The 19,329-nt window shown below is 42.2% G+C and carries 18 protein-coding genes; 15 read left to right on the forward strand and 3 right to left on the reverse strand.

Annotated elements, in window-relative coordinates; all coding sequences use genetic code 11:
- Positions 1–243 precede the first annotated feature (243 nt).
- The 6 genes from KHA99_RS00315 (at position 244) to KHA99_RS00340 (ending at position 6,231) form a co-directional block, all read left to right on the forward strand.
- A complete protein-coding gene (locus tag KHA99_RS00315) occupies positions 244–1,866 on the forward strand; it encodes a long-chain-fatty-acid--CoA ligase (protein ID WP_249366374.1) in 1,623 nt (540 codons plus the stop codon).
- On the forward strand, positions 1,856–2,734 hold the full coding sequence (locus KHA99_RS00320) for a 3-hydroxyacyl-CoA dehydrogenase family protein (protein WP_249366375.1): 879 nt from the start codon (positions 1,856–1,858) through the stop codon (positions 2,732–2,734). Before KHA99_RS00315 ends, KHA99_RS00320 begins: the two co-directional genes overlap by 11 nt.
- 16 nt (positions 2,735–2,750) lie before the next feature.
- Complete coding sequence (locus KHA99_RS00325; RefSeq protein WP_213115449.1) at positions 2,751–3,524, forward strand: electron transfer flavoprotein subunit beta/FixA family protein; 774 nt, start codon at positions 2,751–2,753, stop codon at positions 3,522–3,524.
- A 14-nt stretch (positions 3,525–3,538) separates the two neighbouring features.
- A complete protein-coding gene (locus KHA99_RS00330; protein ID WP_213115450.1) occupies positions 3,539–4,516 on the forward strand; it encodes an electron transfer flavoprotein subunit alpha/FixB family protein in 978 nt (325 codons plus the stop codon).
- A gap of 71 nt (positions 4,517–4,587) precedes the next feature.
- Positions 4,588–5,433, forward strand: a complete 846-nt coding sequence (locus tag KHA99_RS00335) for a 3-hydroxyacyl-CoA dehydrogenase family protein (RefSeq protein ID WP_213115451.1) — start codon at positions 4,588–4,590, stop codon at positions 5,431–5,433.
- A 15-nt stretch (positions 5,434–5,448) separates the two neighbouring features.
- A complete protein-coding gene (locus KHA99_RS00340; protein ID WP_213115452.1) occupies positions 5,449–6,231 on the forward strand; it encodes an enoyl-CoA hydratase/isomerase family protein in 783 nt (260 codons plus the stop codon).
- Positions 6,232–6,416: 185 nt separating this feature from the next.
- On the opposite strand, the gene KHA99_RS00345 is transcribed toward KHA99_RS00340, so the two are convergent.
- Positions 6,417–7,865 (reverse strand): alpha/beta hydrolase domain-containing protein, encoded by a 1,449-nt coding sequence (locus tag KHA99_RS00345; RefSeq protein WP_213115453.1) that lies wholly within the window; start codon positions 7,863–7,865, stop codon positions 6,417–6,419.
- A 383-nt stretch (positions 7,866–8,248) separates the two neighbouring features.
- Here KHA99_RS00345 and KHA99_RS00350 point away from each other — a divergent pair, with 383 nt between their 5' ends.
- Together KHA99_RS00350 and KHA99_RS00355 are read left to right on the forward strand one after the other, a co-directional pair.
- The gene (locus tag KHA99_RS00350) at positions 8,249–9,022 is read left to right on the forward strand and encodes a hydroxypyruvate isomerase family protein (RefSeq protein WP_213115454.1); all 774 of its coding nucleotides are present in this window, start codon (positions 8,249–8,251) and stop codon (positions 9,020–9,022) included.
- Between the two features lie 2 nt (positions 9,023–9,024).
- Complete coding sequence (locus KHA99_RS00355) at positions 9,025–9,912, forward strand: NAD(P)-dependent oxidoreductase (protein WP_213115455.1); 888 nt, start codon at positions 9,025–9,027, stop codon at positions 9,910–9,912.
- 538 nt (positions 9,913–10,450) lie between these two features.
- Here the strand turns inward: KHA99_RS00355 and KHA99_RS00360 are convergent.
- Positions 10,451–10,879, reverse strand: coding sequence for a PH domain-containing protein (locus KHA99_RS00360; protein ID WP_213115456.1), 429 nt, complete (start codon positions 10,877–10,879; stop codon positions 10,451–10,453).
- A gap of 142 nt (positions 10,880–11,021) precedes the next feature.
- Between KHA99_RS00360 and KHA99_RS00365 the strand changes: the two genes are divergently transcribed.
- Positions 11,022–11,831: an RQC domain-containing protein gene (locus tag KHA99_RS00365; protein ID WP_213115457.1), complete on the forward strand. Its 810-nt coding sequence runs from the start codon at positions 11,022–11,024 to the stop codon at positions 11,829–11,831.
- A 46-nt stretch (positions 11,832–11,877) separates the two neighbouring features.
- Here the strand turns inward: KHA99_RS00365 and KHA99_RS00370 are convergent, their stop codons facing one another.
- On the reverse strand, positions 11,878–12,705 hold the full coding sequence (locus KHA99_RS00370; RefSeq protein WP_213115458.1) for a GNAT family N-acetyltransferase: 828 nt from the start codon (positions 12,703–12,705) through the stop codon (positions 11,878–11,880).
- A gap of 142 nt (positions 12,706–12,847) precedes the next feature.
- On the opposite strand from KHA99_RS00370, the gene KHA99_RS00375 reads away from it, so the two are divergent.
- The 6 genes from KHA99_RS00375 to KHA99_RS00400 all read left to right on the forward strand — a co-directional run bounded on the left by KHA99_RS00375 (position 12,848) and on the right by KHA99_RS00400 (position 19,280).
- Positions 12,848–14,296, forward strand: a complete 1,449-nt coding sequence (locus KHA99_RS00375) for a sigma-54 interaction domain-containing protein (protein WP_213115459.1) — start codon at positions 12,848–12,850, stop codon at positions 14,294–14,296.
- A 179-nt stretch (positions 14,297–14,475) separates the two neighbouring features.
- A complete protein-coding gene (locus tag KHA99_RS00380) occupies positions 14,476–16,047 on the forward strand; it encodes an AMP-binding protein (RefSeq protein ID WP_307851956.1) in 1,572 nt (523 codons plus the stop codon).
- Positions 16,044–17,426 carry a short-chain fatty acid transporter gene (locus KHA99_RS00385; RefSeq protein WP_213115460.1) on the forward strand — a complete coding sequence of 461 codons (1,383 nt, stop codon included), beginning with the start codon at positions 16,044–16,046 and terminating at the stop codon, positions 17,424–17,426. The genes KHA99_RS00380 and KHA99_RS00385 overlap by 4 nt, the downstream gene beginning before the upstream one ends.
- 127 nt (positions 17,427–17,553) lie before the next feature.
- Positions 17,554–17,901, forward strand: a complete 348-nt coding sequence (locus KHA99_RS00390) for a hypothetical protein (RefSeq protein WP_213115461.1) — start codon at positions 17,554–17,556, stop codon at positions 17,899–17,901.
- 116 nt (positions 17,902–18,017) lie between these two features.
- Positions 18,018–18,224 (forward strand): hypothetical protein, encoded by a 207-nt coding sequence (locus KHA99_RS00395; protein WP_213115462.1) that lies wholly within the window; start codon positions 18,018–18,020, stop codon positions 18,222–18,224.
- A 105-nt stretch (positions 18,225–18,329) separates the two neighbouring features.
- On the forward strand, positions 18,330–19,280 hold the full coding sequence (locus tag KHA99_RS00400) for a ribose-phosphate diphosphokinase (protein WP_284035397.1): 951 nt from the start codon (positions 18,330–18,332) through the stop codon (positions 19,278–19,280).
- Positions 19,281–19,329 lie beyond the last annotated feature (49 nt).

The raw sequence follows: 19,329 nt of genomic DNA on the forward strand, positions 1-19,329 counted from the left end.
CGAGAGTAAAAACGTCTTGCGAGAGTAAATCGGGTTTATCCGAGAGAAAATCGAGCTTATGCGAGAGTATTTCTTGCCTATTCGAGAGTAAAAACGTCCTGCGAGAGTAAATCGGGTTTATCCGAGAGAAAATCGAACTTATGCGAGAGTATTTCCATTCTATCCGAGAGAAAAAGCTGTTTATCCGAGAGTATTGCCCGAAACCATATTTAATTCAATGCTTCAAAAGGAGGTGCAACATTATTGCGACGATTAAGCAACCGGCCATGGGCAAAATATTACGAACACAATGCCAGTGTCGAAATTCCGGAAATTCCGCTTTACCGCATGCTGGAAGAATCCGTCCAAAAATATAGGGATAAAACAGCAATTATTTTCGAGGATGAACATGTCACTTTTCAAGACCTGAAGGATCAGGTCGACAGGCTGGCAGGCGCTTGGCTGGAGATGGGCTTCCAAAAAGGCGAGCGGATCGGCTTAATGCTTGCCAATCATCCAGATTATATTATTTGTTATTATGCTGCACAAGCACTCGGGCTAACGGTCGTGCAAATCAATCCATTGTATACGCCAAGAGAGCTATTGCAAATCGTTAATGACTCGCAGGTATCCTATATTGTAGGGGATCCAAAGTCTAGAAAAACCATTCTCGATGTAAACGAAGTCTATCCCTTTCGGTACATTATTGGCTCACAATTTGAAGATTTGCACTCAGAAGAGTGTAAAACTCTGGATTTGCTAATTCCATTTTCAGAACCAATCAATGCACCTGTGGAAATAGACGTCAGGGAAGATATTGCGGTCATTCAATATACCGGTGGCACTTCCGGGAAAATGAAAGGGGCCATGCTCACCCATTACAACCTGGTTGCCAATGTGATTCAAAGTCTTCATATGTATGGGGAGAACATGGTTCGCGGTGAGGAGACCATTCTCGCTGCAACCCCTTTGTATCACGTGTACGCCATGACAAGTGCTATGAATCTCGGAATCTATATTGGTGCCAAAATTTTGTTGTTCAGGAAATTTGAAATCAATCATGTTCTGGAAAAAATTGAACAATATCAACCTACATTTTTTCCAGGTGTACCCAAAATGTATATTTCTTTCGTGAACCACCCAGTAATCAAAGATTATAGCTTGAACTGCTTGAAATTTTGTTCATCCGGTTCTGCGCCGCTGCCGGTAGAAGTGCTCAAAGGATTTGAGGGACTAACGGGTGCAAAAATATCCGAAGGATTCGGGTTGTCGGAAGCATCGCCTACCACACACCGCAATCCGCCTTTTGGAATACGGAAGGTTGGAAGTATTGGGATTCCCTTGCTTGATACGGATTGTATGATTGTGGATGAACAAAACAACGAGGTTGGTCCGAAAAGTATTGGGGAGCTGTTAATCAAAGGCCCGCAAATTATGAAAGGTTACTGGAACAACCAAGAAGAGACAAGTGCAGCACTCCAGGACGGATGGCTTCATACGGGAGACCTCGCGATGATGGATGATGATGGCTATTTTTACATCGTCGGCCGCAAAAAAGAAATGATTATTGTCGGTGGATTCAATATTTACCCTCAAGAGGTGGAGGGTGTCCTTTATGAACACCCAGATATCGAGGAAGCAGCCGTTGTTGGCATTCCCCACGAAGTGCACGGGGAAATCGTCAAAGCATTTATTGTCACTAAAAGCGGGAGGGAAATCGATCTCGATGAACTGAAGGGATATTGCTATTCAAAATTAACGCCATACAAAGTTCCAAAAGTGTTTGAAGTGCGCGAGGCGCTTCCGAGAAACACAGTTGGGAAACTATTAAAAAGGCTCCTAGTCAAAGAAGAGCTAGAGAGAGGAGAGCAGAATCATGCCAGCTGAAATTAGGAAAGTCGGCGTCGTTGGCGCCGGGACCATGGGGGCACAAATTGCCATGGTGTGTGCGCTCGGCGGCTATACCGTCACGCTCCAGGATGTAAGTGCAGAAAGCCTTGAAAAAGGAAGACAAATTCTTGATGAACAAATGCAAAAAAGGGTGGCAAAAGGAAGGCTGACCGCGGAAACAGTAGAAGCAGCCTTCAGCCGAATCGCGTTCACCACTTCATTAGAAGAACTAAGCGATGCCGATTTTGTTATCGAAGCGATCGTTGAAAAATTGGAGATTAAAAGAGAGCTATTTTCAAAGCTTGATAAAATCACACCAGCCCACGCGATTCTTGCCACCAACAGCTCAACGATCGTTAGTTCGAAAATTGCTGATGCAACTGACAGGCCGGATCAAGTGTGTAATGTCCATTTCTTCAATCCAGCGCTCGTGATGGAGCTTGTCGAAGTGGTCCGTGGGCCGCACACTTCTGCCGAGACGGCCGAAACGGCAATGGAGTTTGTGAAGTCTATCAATAAGCTTCCAGTCTTGCTGAATAAAGAAATATCCGGTTTTGTCGCCAACAGGATTTTAGGGAAGCTGATGGACGAGGCATTGTTCCTTCTCGAAAATGGTATTGCAAGCCACGAAGACATCGACCTAGTTGTCAAAAAAGCACTCAACCATCCAATTGGCCCATTTGCCCTAATGGATTTAACCGGACTTGATGTCAATTACCTCGTCCGCATGCAGCGTTACCAGGAGAGCGGCGACGAGAGGGACAAACCTTCGAGGATTGTTCAGGAAAAAGTTGAAAAAGGTGAACTGGGAAGAAAAACAGGCAAAGGATTTTACTCTTACGATGCCGCCCCAGCAAAAGTTTAAGAGGAGGGATATGAACATGAATATTTATGTGTTGTTAAAAAGAACATTTGATACCGAGGAAAAAATTGTCGTCTCAAAAGGAGCCATCCAGGAGGACGGGGCTGAATTTATTATCAATCCATATGATGAGTACGGTGTAGAGGAAGCGATCCAAATCCGCGATAACCAAGGCGGGGAAGTAACCGTCGTTTCAGTTGGCGGGGAAGATGCGGAAAAGCAGCTGCGCACAGCGCTTGCAATGGGAGCAGACAAAGCCGTGTTAATTAATACAGAGGACGACCTTGAAACAGGCGACGAATTTACAACTGCAAAAATCTTGGCTGAATACCTGAAGGATAAGGATGCGGACCTGATTTTTGCTGGAAATGTTGCAATTGATGGCGGCAGTGGCCAAGTCGGACCGCGTGTTGCTGACCTGTTAGATATACCTTATGTCACCACCATTACAAAAATCGAAGTAGACGGCCAGAACGTCAATATCGTCAGGGACGTTGAAGGAAGCTCTGAGACGATTGAAACATCGCTGCCACTTTTGGTAACTGCGCAACAGGGTTTAAATGAACCGCGCTATCCATCCTTACCTGGAATTATGAAAGCAAAGAAAAAGCCTCTTGAGGAATTGGAGCTTGACGACCTCGATTTAGAAGAAGACGATGTCGAAGCGAAAACAAAAACAATCGAAATTTATCTGCCGCCGAAAAAAGAAGCCGGCCGCGTTCTTGAAGGAGAGCTTCAAAATCAGGTAAAAGAATTAGTAACACTGCTGCATTCGGAAGCGAAAGTAATTTAGGGAGGGACATGACTATGACTAGAAAAGTAATCGTTCTTGGAGAAATCCGTGAAGGGGAATTAAGAAATGTATCATTTGAAGGGATCGCCGCAGCGAAAACCGTTGCAGAAGGTGGCGAAGTAGTTGCTGTGTTGCTTGGAGAATCCGTGGGAAATCTGGCACCAGAGATGATTCAGTATGGCGCAGACCGGGCTGTCGTAGTGGAAAACCCTAAGCTTGCTAGCTACACGCCAGATGGCTTTTCCCAGGCAATCCTTGCTGTCGTGGAACAGGAACAGCCGGATGCGATAATTTTTGGCCACACGGCGCTTGGTAAGGACCTATCGCCAAAGGTTGCCAGCAAGCTTGGTTCCGGGTTGATTTCCGATGCCGTGGCGATTGAAGCAGCGGGAGGGAATGTTGTATTTACCCGCCCAATCTATTCCGGTAAAGCATTTGAAAAGAAAATTGTCACGGACGGTTTAATTTTTGCTTCCATCCGTCCAAATAATATTGCACCGCTTGAAAAAGATGCGTCACGTACTGGTGAAGTGTCCTCTGTTTCAGTAGAAATCAAGGATCTGCGTACCATCATCCGAGAGGTAGCGAAGAAAGCAATCCAGGGCGTTGACTTAACAGAAGCAAAAGTAATTATTTCAGGCGGACGTGGTGTGAAAAGTGTAGAAGGTTTCAAGCCGCTTCAAGAACTTGCAGATGTCCTTGGCGGTGCGGTTGGTGCTTCACGCGGTGCATGTGATGCAGAATACTGTGATTATTCCCTTCAGATTGGCCAGACAGGTAAGGTCGTAACACCTGACCTCTACATTGCCTGCGGAATCTCCGGGGCGATCCAGCATCTTGCGGGAATGTCCAACTCCAAAGTGGTGGTTGCCATCAATAAAGATCCGGAGGCCAATATTTTTAAAGTGGCTGATTACGGAATTGTCGGAGACTTATTTGAAGTGGTACCAATGCTTACCGAAGAAATTAAAAGCCTGCTTGTAAAAGCATAGGTTTTAAAAGATTAATAGAAAAGAAGCCCCCTTGTGAGTGGGGCTCTTTCTGCATGAAAGGGGTAAATAGGATGGAAATAGTTAGTGTCATTGGTTCAGGTACGATGGGACGCGGGATTGCTTATACAAGTGCAGCAGCGGGTTTTACAACCTATGTCCAAGATATCAGTGAAAAAGCCCTGGAAACCTGCCGATCCTACATCGAAAAGCAATTTAACCGTGCTGTTGAAAAAGGCGAACTTGATAGAGAAGCGGCGGATGCGGCCATAAACAGAATCCGCTATACCACCCAGCTTGAAGAAGCCGCAAAAGATGCCGATATAGTCATTGAAGCTGTTTTGGAAATCATGGATTTAAAAATAGAAATCTTTAAGCAACTGGATAAAATCGTTAAGCCTTCTGCGATTTTGGCTACCAATACATCGACGATGAGCCCAACGGAAATTGCGGCGCAAACATCGAGACCGGACCGCTGTCTTGCTCTTCATTTCTTCAACCCGGTACCGAGAATGAAGTTGATTGAAGTGGTTTGTGGATTGGAAACATCCGAGGAGACGATCGAAAGAAGTTTTGAATTTGGAAAAGCGCTCGGAAAGGAATGTGTCAAAATCAATGAATTCCCCGGCTTTGCTACCAGTCGGATGAACTGCCTGATTGGGAATGAAGCAATGAATATGGTCATGGAAGGTGTCGGGACGGTCGAGGATATTGATAAAGCGATTAAATTAGGCCTTAACCATCCAATGGGTCCGCTTGCACTTGCTGACCTTGTTGGCCTTGATACAAGGCTCCGAAATATGGAATACCTCCATAAAACACTTGGAGAGAAATATCGCCCATGTCCAATTCTCGTAAAATATGTAAAAGCAGGGCGGCTTGGGAAGAAAAGCGGAAAAGGGTTTTATAACTATAATTAAAAGGGGGAGTTAATGATGCAAAACTATCAAAATCTTGAAATTAACCGAAAAGGGCGCCTTGCCTATATCGTCATCAATCGTCCTGAGCTTCGCAATGCTTTGAACTTTGAAACCTTGCAGGAAATTGTTGCAGCCCTGAATGAACTTAAGGGAGATGATTCAGTAGGAGTTGTTGTTTTTACCGGAAAAGGCGAAAAATCCTTCGCTGCTGGAGCAGATATCAGCCAGTTAAAACTGAAGACAGCTCTCGATGTTTTCAAACCGGGTGGAATGCAAGAGGTATATGATCTCATTGAAATGTATGATAAACCAACCATTGCGATGGTAAACGGCTTTGCTTTAGGCGGGGGCTGCGAGCTTGCGCTTGCTTGTGATATTAGGGTCGCGTCCGCGAATGCCAAGTTTGGTCTGCCGGAACTGAATCTTGCTATCATTCCTTCTGCTGGAGGTACCCAGCGCCTGGCTCGCGTGGTTGGCAAAGGGAAAGCGCTTGAGATGATTCTGACCGGTAAAATGATTGACGGGGAAGTAGCGTACCGTATTGGATTGGTCTCTGAAGTAGTAGCACCGGAAGAGCTTGTAGCAAAAACTGAGGAAGTGGCGGATAAAATCCTCGCGAAAGGACCGCTGGCCGTCAAGTTGGCAAAGCTCGCCGTACTAACCGGATTTGAAACAGATCAAAGAACGGGCCTGCTTGTTGAAAAACTTGCCCAAGCTGTCCTGTTTTCTACAGAAGACAAAAACGAAGGAACATCTGCCTTTTTAGAAAAAAGAAAGCCGGAATTCGCATCTAAATAATAAAGGCGCCTTGGCCCCAATACTTGAGATCATAATTGGAAGCAAATGAAGAGCCGCTGGATATTGACTAGGGTCTACAGTCAATATCTAGCGGCCTTTCTAAACTTTAATATTAATAAAGTATTATCACTAAATGGTAGTAAGCTGGATTGTTATACGCCGCCGTAATTTATCGAGCGAAACTTCTATTTGCCAATTACAGATTTTGCAGCTTCATCACGAATGGTTTTGGCATCATCTTTCAAAAGGAATCCTTGTTTTACAACTTTATTTACTGCTGAGCTTACTGCTGATACATAGTCCCCATGGTTGAAGTATAGGTTGTCTAATTTTGCCTGGTTAAACGCATCATGAGAACCAAAGAGATAACAGAAACCAGGTCCCGAGTTAAATCCGGTGTTTACGGCCGTAGGTACTTCATGCTGTGGCAACCGGATTCCGCCAAGTGCGTTCCCATCTTTGTCACGAGCAATCACAACAGGATTAGTGGATTTCACCTGGATGCGGTCTCCTTTTGGTGGTGCAATTCCATCAGTAATCCAACGTACAAGATGCTCATAAGCTGCATTGACTACGTAACCCGATGGAACACGACTGAGCCCTTCGTGTGTACAAACTTTTAAGTCAGCCTGAGGCAGGTCATCACGCTCTAAGAGACCCACGCGATAATCCCAGCTTGCAAAGCCAACATGCGACGCGCCCGCAACCTCCCATGTACGAAGGACATCGGAATCATCTTGGCGTGCACCTACCTCTCCAAGGGCAATAAGATCATTTTCTGTATTGACTTTGATTACCTTCGTCTGAAGATCGGTACGTAGTTTATCACCGATACCAAGGAACAAAATGAACCCGTCAAAAATGTTGGTTAAAGGCTGTATCTTATTATAATATCGTGCAATGAAACGCTCGGATTGAGAGGCACCTGCAGCAATAATCATTTTCGGCTTAAGATTACCGAGTGGATTGACACTTCCTGGACTGCGAATGGCTTGTGCTGCTTGGGAATAGATATCAAAGGCTAATCCATCATCTGTAATTGTACCGCCATCCGTTACATCAAAAGTACCATAACGTTCTGGACTCCATGCTCTAAGACCCGTTGGAGCTTCACCCGCCTTATCACCTCTGTGAACACCGACTTGCTGAGCAGATACTCCTACGTAGGCATATCCTTCTCGAAGGAAGTGTTCAGATGATGCCATCCACATTGCATCAAGATTGTAACCGCTGGTGACATTCAGCCACTCCACTATGACTTTACCATTAAACTGTTGTGGTGATACGGGTCTGCGTATGAGCATCCGAGTTTTGTATGGATGTCCAGTGGAGATAGAGGCAGCTGTCTGAAGAGATTGCGCCGTACTATAACGTTTGGCTTGTCCCTCAAAAAAGAATTCTTCCTCTATGTATCCATGTTTTGATAAGTATGTGCTTGTCGCTAGCTGAGGATAGTTGTGGGAGGGATCCCCTAATGGACTAGATGGGATTGGTCCGGTTACAGTTGGACTCGCAACATTGGACACTGCATGCAGCTCCTCTCCGGATGGTTTAGCTGCCATTGCTGAAGTATACATTGACGCAGTCAATGCTAGAGTTGTCAAAATGGCAATAGGTTTTTTCAGGATTTTCATCGTTAGTCGTTTCCTCCTTACATTTTAATGAAATTCAATGAAATAATAGTTAAATCACTACTCCTCCCTTTTAAAGAAAATAGGTTGGTTGCGCTTTCAAAAGTATGTTAAAACCTACTTTAGTAAAAAAAAATCATGGTGAATACCTATATGTAATAATAAATATCAGAACATTGCAATAAATATCCTTAGACTTTTTCCTACATAATCCTCTTAATAAAAGCTTAATTTGTCTATTATTGGTTTATTTTGGTCTAAATTGGTAAAACGCATTTTGAGTGTATCGCATCTATAAATTTTTGATAGTAGCAAGGAAAAATGAAAATTATAGTCGAATCTTTTATTTAGTGCTTTTCTAAAAAATTTTATTGATGGAGTTATAGATGAACAAATTTGCAGTTAACCTTACAACTATTTTTACTGAAGTGCCTTTTTTAGAGCGGTTTAAGAAAGCCCGGGAGTGTGGATTTTCCTATGTGGAGTGTCAATTTCCGTATGATTATTCGATAGATGAAATAAAGCGGGAACTTGTCCGAAATGAATTATCGATGGTGCTATTGAATTTGCCTCCGGGTAATTGGGAAAAGGGTGACCGAGGCCTTGCGGTTGTCCCCAATCGGATGGACGAATTTAGAAGTTCGGTCATGGAAGGAATCAAGTACGCAACTGCCTTGACCGTTCCAAGAATTCACTGTATGGCCGGTATCGTTTCTAAGGACGATAGTGAAACAGCGAAGGACATCTATTTGGAGAACCTTCATTATGCCGGAACGGAAATGGCGAAGCATGGCCTGACGGTTATGATAGAACCGATCAACAAATTTGATATTCCGGGTTATTTTTTAAGTGACATTCATCAAGCTAAGGAAATTCTGGATACATTGGGGCTGCCGAATATAAAGCTTCAATTTGATTTTTACCATATTCAAAGAATCCATGGGAACCCACTCGCATTTTTTCAACAATATGCTGATGTAGTAGGCCATATTCAAATTGCCGATGTTCCGGGGCGGAATCAGCCTGGAGCTGGGGAAATGGATTATCAAAGTATTTTTCAATATTTAAATGATACATATCAAGGGTATATTGGGCTGGAATATACCCCTTTAGGGAAAAGCCAAGATAGTTTCGAATGGCTTAGGGCAGGAGGAAAATAAACATGAAAATAGGATTTATCGGTATTGGTGTAATGGGTTCAAGGATGGTAAAAAGACTCTTAGATCATGGGTATCAAGTAAGTGTCTATAACCGCACTAAGGAGAAAGTAAAAGCGCCGGTGGAGCATGGCGCCACTCATGAGGAATCCATTGCGTTGCTGGCTCAAAACTGTGAAGTTATTTGTACATGTTTATCTATGCCTGGAGACGTTTTGGAAGTTTATCAAGCTGGAATACTTGAAAATGCCCGGCCCGGCACTATTTGTATTGATTTTACTTCGGTCGGGGCAGATACTAGCAAAACCATTTGCTCGCAAGCTATTGAAAAGGGAATTGATTATCTTGATTGCCCTGTAAGCGGCGGGCCTGAGGGAGCGGAAAGCGGTTCTTTAACCATAATGGTCGGAGGAGAAAAGACTGCGTTTGAAAAAGTTTTTAAGATATTAGAAGTTGTCGGGGGAACGATTGAATATCTTGGACCGTCGGGCTCTGGCAGCATTGCTAAGCTCATGAACCAATATCTAGTTGCGGTCCATTCGCTGGCAGTTTCTGAAGTGATGGTAACCGGGTCTAAATTTGGCCTTGCTCCTGAGCAACTATACAAAATCCTCTCGACGAGCTATGGGGACAGCCGAATTTTACGCAGACATATGGAGGAATATGTCTTCGATCGTCAATTTGAGCCAGGCGGTGCAGTGAAATACGTTCACAAGGATGTCCGCTTGGCCAATCAGCTTTTACAAGAGGCAGGGTTGAGGGAATTTACGGGTCAATTGGCAGAGGAGGCCTATCGTTTTTCAACCGAGCAAGGTTTAGGCGATTTGGATATGTCGGCGGTTATTCTGCCGTTGGAGGAACAATGCGGGGTTGTGGTAAAGAAAAACAGTTAGTGTAATGAACGTAGAAAAATAGATATTATTAGGTTAGTATTTTACCCGTTGGGATGCCTAGATAGTTTCGACGGTAAAAATAGAGGTTCTATTTTACCTGCGTGAGCCCCGGAAACCTGTGGACGGTAAAAATAGAGGTTCTATATTGCCCATGTGATACCCGTAAACTCGGGAACGGTAAAAATAAGGAATTCTATTTTACCCGTGTGAGTCTCGGAAATCTTTGGACGGTAAAAATAGAGGTTCTATATTGCCCATGTGATACCCGTAAACTCGGGAACGGTAAAAATAAGGGATACTATTTTACCCGTGTGAGCCTCGGAAATCTTTGGACGGTAAAAATAGAGGTTCTATATTACCCGAGTGAGCCCCGGAAACCTGTGAACGGTAAAAATAGAAACTCTATTTTGCCCGAAAGAGTGTCTGGTAACCCGCGAATGGTAAAATTAGTATCGTATATTATCCGTGTGTTTCTAGAAACGATGATATCAGTCAAAAAAGTGCCAGATACCACCATTTAGTGGCCATCTGGCACTTACTACGACTTTATTATCTTTGCATGAGGACAGTGATTTGCTAGAACGTCCATAAACTCATCCCTGTCCTTAGGTGAAATGAGAACAGTATCATATTGACCGTACGTAATCTCAAGTCTTTTTAAAGACAACGCCGGGCTAGATAAGGGATTCATCGTTTTCTTGACAGATTTTATTGAATAAAACGGAATAATTTTCTTAAACGGCCCATACCTGACAATTAAGTTTTTATCATCAATAACATAGTAAGTAGTCAGCCACAGCCACAATATAAAAATGGATAAAAGAATCGGGACTAGGAGCGCAACTATTGTTTCTCCAACATTCGGAGTGTCTTCAAAAACCGCCGATCCGCTGCTCCAAATTGCAAATATCATGCCCCCAAAAACAATAACTGTTAGCCACCAATCCTTCTTTGAAGAATATTTCATAAAAAACACCACCAATATCAGGTTCTTTATATTTAATACGATTAACTTTAATAAAAGGTTTCCTAAAGTTCTTTAATTGTTAAATATCCAGTCCTAAGGCAATAATGATATATTATTCTAAAAAGTAAAATGAGGGAGATCGATGGGTAAAAAAATTAACAGAGTGAGTGTGGAGCTTGATGCAAATGGGATAAAGTCTTTACCAGACGATGAGATAAAAACCATTTTGCGTGGAGCTGATGATTTGATCATGAGCGGAGGCCGTGCTCTGCTTGCAAAAATTTTAGCCGGGTCAAAAGACAAAAAGGTGCTAGAGCTGGAATTGGACTACAGTCCTGTGTACGGGGCATTTAAAGGGGTTTCTCAAAAGGACATTCTTGCAAAAATAGACTGGATGATTCTTCATCAATATCTAAACATTGAATATGATAATCGGCTTCCGATGCTCGTCTTTACGGAAAAAGGCTGGGAAATTGAGCAGGAGGCCTATGCTGAAGAATTATTGAATAAATTAATCGAAGCAGCCGAAAATCAAACCTATGAATTTGTTGAAACCCTCAAAGACAGGAACCGTTCCATGATTCTTTTATTACTAGATAAAATAGCTGCCACCGGAAATCGCGGGTTAATAACAATTCTAGATGCTTGGAAAACAATAGAATACAAAAGAGTCAGCGCTAAAATTCAAGAGGTAATCGATGTTTTGGAAAAAGAGGGAGAGAACCTAGAAGAAACAGCAAGTGAAGAAGAGGTGCTTTCTTTTTCCGCTAATAAAAAGTGGCTTTCTATTCCGGTGAAAATTCGCAAAGACCTGGAACGAAATGTTTGGTGCAGTGATTGTTGTGATGTAGTTCAGATTGTAAATTATACCGTAAAGGAATCATCACCTGGAATCGTATTGGAAGGAAAATGTAAAAGCTGTGGTAGTGACGTGGCCCGATTTATTGAATAGTGAATTAGCTGCCAGGATACGAAACATATCCTGGCAGTTTTTCATTCTAATTTTGGTATAGATAATAATCCTGCGAATGATAACTCCTAAACCCGCAAGATTCATAGAGCCCCAGTGCATGGGCGTTCTTAGCTTCGACTTCGAGAAAAATCGGCAAGCCTTTCTGATGTTCCATTTTGACGACCCTTGATAAAGCACGACGGCCAATTCCTTTTCCCTGCAGTTCAGGGAAAACCGCAAAACCATAGATCCACGCTTCGCCATTCGAATCGGATACGCGCATTTTCCCAGCCGTTTTTCCATCCGCCTCAACGATAAGCCTTTGATCGCTACTATTTTCTGAGATTGTCTGTTGAAATTCCCGCGCTTCTTTTTCGCTAAACCCAAAGCATGAGATTTCCAACTGTATTTCTGCTTCCCAATCTTCCTTAGAAAAAGAAGGTCTCACCGTTACTGAAGGATCATCGGATAACTCAGTAACTTCCCATTTCATCTGATACTCCGCCACCGCAAACGTGCAGGGGATATTTTTCAAAAAATCCTTAGCTGATTGAGACTCTGTTGGAGCATTTAACAAAATCGTGCTCGCACCGTGTTTTTTTGCCTCGATAAGTCCCATTTCCAGCAGTTCCGAAAAAATCCCTTTTCTACGATAATCAGGATGCACCATCCCGCAAAGCTCCACTTTATTTCCAAATCCATAGCTTCCTAGGAAAGCGACGAGCTTGCCACCTTCGTAAAGAAAGAAGTCTTCCTGCCGGTTTGCGCTACGGTTTTCGAGCATGTCATCATTAAGCTTTAGGTGGAATCCACCTTCTTTTTCACAAATCTCTTGTAGAGCTTTAATTTCCTTTAATTGTTCCTGTTTTAACATCTTTGTCACCCCCTATTCATAATCCACTATATTTATTCTTTTTAAAGTTGGAGTATTCCTTCTTCAAGGACAGGATTCCACTATTAAGTGATGAAAAAAGTAATCAGATAATTTATAATAAATTGACAAGGGGTGGAAACAAATGAATAATTTGGAAACGAATCTTCAAGAACAAATTCAGGAACTCACGGAACAGTTGAACTGGAAAAAGAAGTTGGCAAAGATTTTTGAAGATTTTATCGACTCCAGCTACGATCCAATTTTTATTACCGATAAAAACGGATATGGTTTTAAAATGAACAAGGCTTATACAAGAGTCACGGGTGCCACAAAAGAACAGTTAATTGGGAAACATATGAACGATTTAAAAGAGCAAGGCATCATTTCCGATTCCATATCCATGCATGTTTTAGAAAAAAAAGAACGACTGACAATGGTCCAAAAAGTGAACGGGAAAGAGCTATTGGTAACAGGAAATCCCATCTTTGATGAAAATGGGGAAATTTTGTATGTGGTCACCAACCTAAGGGACATCTCCACTTTAAATCAATTGAAGATCGAATTAAAACATACCAAGGCACTTGCTGACCAATATTTGCAGGAATTGGAGTTCTATCAAAAAAAGGACCATATTATCTCGCATGATGGGATTGTAGCTAATAGTGATAAAATGCTGAAAGTCATCGATTTAGTGCAAAAAATTGCCCAAGTCCATTCGACTGTTTTGCTGCTTGGGGAATCAGGGGTCGGAAAGGAAATAATCGCCAATTTAATTCAAAAATTAAGTTCCCGTGCCAATCAGCCCTTCATCAAATTAAATTGTGCTGCCATCCCCAAGGATTTGCTGGAATCTGAGTTATTTGGCTATGAAAAAGGGGCCTTTACGGGTGCTGACAGCAGGGGCCGAGCAGGATTATTTGAACAGGCTGACAAAGGCACCATTTTCCTTGATGAAATTGGGGAAATGCCGCTCCATCTTCAGGTCAAGCTTTTAAGAGTCATTCAAGAATTAGAAGTCAGACGGATTGGCGGTGGCCAACCGAAGAAAATAGATATTCGGATTATCTCAGCTACTAATAAAGATTTGGAATCAATGGTAGTCAGAGGGGAGTTTCGCCAAGACTTATACTACCGCTTAAATGTTGTACCTATTAAAATCCCTTCCTTACGCGAACGGAAAGAGGACATCCCGCTGCTAGCTTTTTATTTTTTAAAGAAATTAAACCAAAAATATAACATGAATAAGCAATTGTCGGACGCGGCCATTACCCAAATGAAGACCTATTCCTGGCCGGGGAATATTCGAGAAATGCAAAATCTGATAGAACGGCTTGTGGTAACCGTAGAATTAGAAGTGATCGATTCCCATCATTTTTCCTTCAATCATCAGTATTTAACACAAAGCTTGACGAATGAAAAAACATTAAAAGAAGTTGTCCAAGATCTGGAACGAGCGATGATCATGGAGGCAATGGTTCAATATCGATCCACGAGGAAAGCGGCAAAAGCCCTCGGTATCAGCCAATCAGCCTTGGTGAAAAAAATGCAGCGGCTTGGTTTTCAGCAAACCGATTACGTTCTTCATCAGTGATTCTGAAAAGAATCACTTTTATTCCGCCTTTTTCCAATAAAATCAACAATTTTGTGAACGTTTCAATGATTAATAGTTTTGGCATGGAAATTGCATTATAGATACTCGACAAGAACTATTAAAAATGATGGAGGAGGAATTCATACAAATGAAACGTTTATTCGCAGGTGGGGGAAATCGTGACTGATATTATCGGAAATAGAACAATTCCGAAGCTATTAGAGGAAATGACTGCACTTTTTCCCAAAAAGGCCTTTATCGTATTTGAAGACAAAAATGAACAGATACTTTCTCATACATATGAAGAATTTAGCGGCCAGGTCAGAAGGCTTGCATCCGCTTTACATGGTTACGGTATTAGAAAGGGTGATAAAGTTCTGCTCCACCTGCCGAACAGCATGGACTTTATGATTTCCTGGTTTGCCATTACATCCATCGGCGCGGTTATGGTGCCAACTAATATTCTTTCCACTGCAGAAGAAATTGCCTACCTATTGGAACATTCGGAAACAAGGCTTGTCATTACCGAAGATGAATACGTAGAGAAGTTTACTAGTTTCCAATCTCAATTAAATGGTTTGTTTTTATCAAGAAGCAAGGGCAGCCAAGCGTATGGGGTAAGTCTTGATGTAGTGATTAAGCAACACGAACATATGAAAGCGTTTCCTGAACTCTCAAGTGATGATCTTGCTGCGATATTGTATACATCAGGGACAACCTCCAAGCCAAAAGGGGTCCTAATCACTCACGCCAACTATGTGTTTGTCGGAGAAATCATGTCGATGTCGTTAAGGTTAACTCCTGAAGACCGAGTGATGATTGTACTGCCTATTTTCCATGGGAATGGTCAGTATTATTTGTCGATGCCAGCCCTGACGGTAGGCGCAAGTATTGCCATAACCGAATCCTTCAGCGCTTCCAGGTATTTTAAGCAGGCGAAACGTCTCGAGGCCACGGTGGGTTCCTTGTTTGCCGCACCAATCAAAATGATTTTGAAAAAAGAATATGATTCTGAAGATGCGAATAACAACCTGCGCTTAATTGTTTTTGCCCAATCAGTTACGAGTGAACAGCTGCAAATCTTCGAGGAAAGGTACCAGGTTCCATTATGCCAGTTATACGGCATGACCGAAACAGTCGGGACACCACTCATCAATCCAATCAACGGCAATCGAGATAACTTGAGTATCGGCCGTCCAAATATTGCCTATAACGTCAAGCTGGTGGATGAAAATGGCTGTGAAGTAGAGGATGGGGAAGAAGGTCAAATTGTGGTTTCCGGTATTCCGGGCAGAACGATAATGAAGGGGTATTTTAACAATGAGACAGCCACAAACGAGACATTGCGGGATGGCTGGCTTTATACAGGTGATATGGCACGAAAGGACCCGGCTTCGGATTTTTTCTATTTTGTTGACCGGAAGAAGGATATGATCAAACGGGCAGGAGAGAATGTGGCGGCAAGTGAAGTCGAGTCTGTCTTGAATCAGCATCAGGCTGTGTTTGAAAGCGCTGTCATAGGAATGCCAGATGAAATGAGGGACGAGTCCATTCACGCCTTCGTCATCTTGAAAGACGGCTATGATACTCCTTCTGAGGAATTAATCGATTTCTGTAAGAATAAACTGGCCAAATTTAAGGTTCCGGAATCCGTTCAGATCCTAACTGAGTTCCCGAGAACCTCGGTTGGAAAAATTCAAAAGCATCTATTAAAAAATTATATTTTCGAGAAAAGGGAGGAAATGAAATGAAAACGAATCTGCAAAATGAATCACCAAAATCTTTGCTAAATAACCAGAATAATATTGTTGCGAAAATTGGGCTTTTCTTTGCCAAAATTGCCGAAAGATGGCTGCCGGATGCCTTCGTTTTTGCTGTGTTGCTGACGGTCATTACGTTCCTTGGCGGAATGTTCATCACGAATAAATCACCGGTGGACATGGCCATTTATTGGGGAGACGGCTTTTGGGGACTGTTAACCTTTACCGCGCAAATCATCACTACGTTCATCATGAGTTACGCTTTAGCTTTAACAAAACCAGTTTCTAAAACACTTGAATCAATCGCTGGGATTTGTAAAACACCAACTTCTGCTATTTTACTAGTGACCTTTACGTCACTTTTTGCCTCACTGATCAGCTGGGCATTTGGACTTGTGGTCGCCGGTATTATCGCGAAGCTAGTGGCGAAAAAGGTACGGGATGTGGATTACCGAGTCTTAGTTGCCGCTGGATATTCAGGATTTGTCATCTGGGAGGGCGGACTTTCCTCGTCACCGGCATTGTTCGTAGCGACAAAAGATCATGTTTTTCAAGATAAAATTGGTATCATTCCAACATCAGAGACGCTTTTCTCACCTTTAAATTTGGCCATCGTCATCATCACCTTTTTCACTTTGCCATTCATCATGAAATTAGTCCATCCAAAAAGAAAAGAAGACCGCTTTATAATTGATCAAAAACTGCTGGAAGATAAGATTGAAGAGGACACAAAAGATTCTGAAACCAATTACCTCAATGATAAATTGGAGAAAAGCAGACTAATCACCGTTTTTGGCGGGCTTTTAGGGTTATCCTACTTAATCAATCACTTTGTGAAAAATGGATTTTCATTAGATTTAAATACGGTCAACCTCATCTTCTTAACATTTGCTCTATTATTATATGGAAACGTCCGGGACCTTGGAAAAGGGATCTTGAAGGCGTCCGGCAGCGTCGGCCAATTTGCTTTGCAATATCCGTTCTATGCTGGAATCATGGGGATGATGGGTGCTTCAGGTTTGGCGTTATGGATTTCCGATTTATTCACGAATATTTCCACAAGCAATACATTGCCGTTATTTACATTTTGGGCAGCAGGCTTGTTGAATATGTTTATTCCATCAGGAGGAGGACAGTGGGCCGTTCAGGCGCCGATGGTGATTCCGGCTGCACTAGAGATGGGTGTGAACCCGGCAAAAGTGGTCATGGCCGTTGCCTGGGGCGATGCCTGGACCAACATGATCCAGCCTTTCTGGGCGATCCCGCTTTTAGCCATCGCCGGCCTCAAGATCCGCGACATCATGGGATTCACCGTCATTACACTTGTTTACACGGGAATCATCATCTCGGTTTGTATGTATATTTTTTAAAATGGAAAAGAAGTGCTGGGCATCATTTATTTACAGGGTGCCTGGCACTTTTCGTTTTGTAATATAATAAAAGTCCCAAACATACACTCTCCGTAAAAATGCATTTAATTGCCGAGGAGATGGAAACATGCAATTCGAGATGCAAAAAGCGATCATGCTCGCAGAAAATATAAATAACTTTATTAAATTTGTCCATAAGACCCATGGAAATAAAAATAGTGTTTATGTAAAAGCGGATAAGTTGTATCAAATTAAACTAATCATGGAGGAGTTTCAGTATCAAATCATTGCTGACGAACTAATCAGAATTAATCGATATTCGTGGGATGAAAAATACACTCATTATTTAATTGACCGTTTTCAGGAAGGGCTCGGCATTATTGAAGAATACGTAAAAATTAACTACGATGATTTATTTATTTTTTCAGGGAGACTCTATTCGCTAAAAAATCTCAGCTTATCATTCAGCAAATAGAAGCCTCATAAAGAGTTGTTTTCAATAATTTCAAAAATTGAATAGCTTTTTAAAAGGATTTTCACCCTCCAACATCGAATTATGAATAGTAACAACATAAGTTAGGAGTGGGGAAAATGAAAATTAAAGTCGTCATGGATTCTGGGAAAGAATATGTCATTAGCGAAAAGGATTATTCATTAAAAGACTTCACTCGAACTTTTTATACTGATTCAGCAAATGGTGAAAGAACTTTGCATAACACGCTTGTATATTTAGACAGAGACGAAAAAATTGTCATCAATCCAACACGGATTTCCTCCGTGGAGGTAATTGAAAAATAACAATGGGTGCATCCTTTTCAAGGGTGCTTTTTTTTATGCAAAATTTAATCCTTTTCCAAATTGAATGTTATAATAATTTAAAAAGTATTTTTTGGAGGAAATAAGGTGCCTTATCAACTAAATAAAAAATTCAAAATGTTTACCTTAAATTCAAACCGCAAGCTTGCAGAAGAAATGGCTGAACTTTTAGGCTATACGTTAGGCCAAAGCTCCGTGAAGCAATTTAGCGATGGTGAAATTCAAATTAGCATAGAAGAAAGTGTTCGCGGAAGTGAAGTCTTCCTAGTCCAATCCACTTCACATCCAACGAATGTACATATAATGGAGCTTCTTATCATGATTGATGCCTTGAAACGAGCTTCTGCAAAAGTAATTAACATTGTTGTGCCATATTACAGCTATGCCCGCCAAGACAGGAAAGCAAGGTCGCGGGAACCGATTACAGCAAAACTTATCGCGAATCTTTTGGTTTCCGCTGGTGCCAGCAGGATTATTACAATGGATTTCCATTCCCCGCAGGTTCAAGGTTTTTTTGATATACCGGTAGAACATTTAACGGGGATTCCGATTCTTTCAAAGTATTTTGAAGAAAAAGGATTAGAGGATATCGTTGTGGTTGCACCGCATAACGGCGGGGTGGTCAGAGCGAGAAAAATGGCCAGCCGGTTAAATGCGCCGATTGCCTTGATTGACCGGCGCCGCCCTGAACACGATGAGTCTGATATCATGAATATCATCGGAAATATCCAGGGTAAAAATGCAATCATAGTTGATGATTTAATTGACACAGCAGGGACCATTACAACAGGTGCAAATGCCTTGATGGAAAAAGGGGCAAAAGCCGTATATGCCTGCTGCACGCACCCGGTACTCTCGGGTCCAGCTATTAGCAGAATCGAATCATCGTCGATTAAAGAATTAGTGGTCACCAATACGATTTCCATTCCGGAAGAAAAGAGAAGCGGTAAAATGACAATATTATCCGTTGCTCCATTACTAGTTGAATGTATTGATCGGGTTCATAATAAAAAAGCAGTCAGCCCTTTATTTGAATAAGGTATTACGAAACAAGCCACCCATGGCCATTGTCAAGGGTGGCTTGTTC

The organism is Neobacillus rhizophilus (assembly GCF_018343535.1).
Taxonomy (GTDB): Bacteria; Bacillota; Bacilli; order Bacillales; family Cytobacillaceae; genus Neobacillus; species Neobacillus rhizophilus.

Excerpts from the sequence above, each read along its gene's own strand:
- KHA99_RS00320 (WP_249366375.1), top strand. The coding sequence starts at position 1,856 with ATGCCAGCTGAAATTAGGAAAGTCGGCGTCGTTGGCGCCGGGACCATG.
- KHA99_RS00325 (WP_213115449.1), top strand. The coding sequence starts at position 2,751 with ATGAATATTTATGTGTTGTTAAAAAGAACATTTGATACCGAGGAAAAA.
- KHA99_RS00330 (WP_213115450.1), top strand. The coding sequence starts at position 3,539 with ATGACTAGAAAAGTAATCGTTCTTGGAGAAATCCGTGAAGGGGAATTA.
- KHA99_RS00335 (WP_213115451.1), top strand. The coding sequence starts at position 4,588 with ATGGAAATAGTTAGTGTCATTGGTTCAGGTACGATGGGACGCGGGATT.
- KHA99_RS00340 (WP_213115452.1), top strand. The coding sequence starts at position 5,449 with ATGCAAAACTATCAAAATCTTGAAATTAACCGAAAAGGGCGCCTTGCC.
- KHA99_RS00345 (WP_213115453.1), bottom strand. The coding sequence starts at position 7,865 with ATGAAAATCCTGAAAAAACCTATTGCCATTTTGACAACTCTAGCATTG.
- KHA99_RS00350 (WP_213115454.1), top strand. The coding sequence starts at position 8,249 with ATGAACAAATTTGCAGTTAACCTTACAACTATTTTTACTGAAGTGCCT.
- KHA99_RS00355 (WP_213115455.1), top strand. The coding sequence starts at position 9,025 with ATGAAAATAGGATTTATCGGTATTGGTGTAATGGGTTCAAGGATGGTA.
- KHA99_RS00360 (WP_213115456.1), bottom strand. The coding sequence starts at position 10,879 with ATGAAATATTCTTCAAAGAAGGATTGGTGGCTAACAGTTATTGTTTTT.
- KHA99_RS00365 (WP_213115457.1), top strand. The coding sequence starts at position 11,022 with ATGGGTAAAAAAATTAACAGAGTGAGTGTGGAGCTTGATGCAAATGGG.
- KHA99_RS00370 (WP_213115458.1), bottom strand. The coding sequence starts at position 12,705 with ATGTTAAAACAGGAACAATTAAAGGAAATTAAAGCTCTACAAGAGATT.
- KHA99_RS00375 (WP_213115459.1), top strand. The coding sequence starts at position 12,848 with ATGAATAATTTGGAAACGAATCTTCAAGAACAAATTCAGGAACTCACG.
- KHA99_RS00385 (WP_213115460.1), top strand. The coding sequence starts at position 16,044 with ATGAAAACGAATCTGCAAAATGAATCACCAAAATCTTTGCTAAATAAC.
- KHA99_RS00390 (WP_213115461.1), top strand. The coding sequence starts at position 17,554 with ATGCAATTCGAGATGCAAAAAGCGATCATGCTCGCAGAAAATATAAAT.
- KHA99_RS00395 (WP_213115462.1), top strand. The coding sequence starts at position 18,018 with ATGAAAATTAAAGTCGTCATGGATTCTGGGAAAGAATATGTCATTAGC.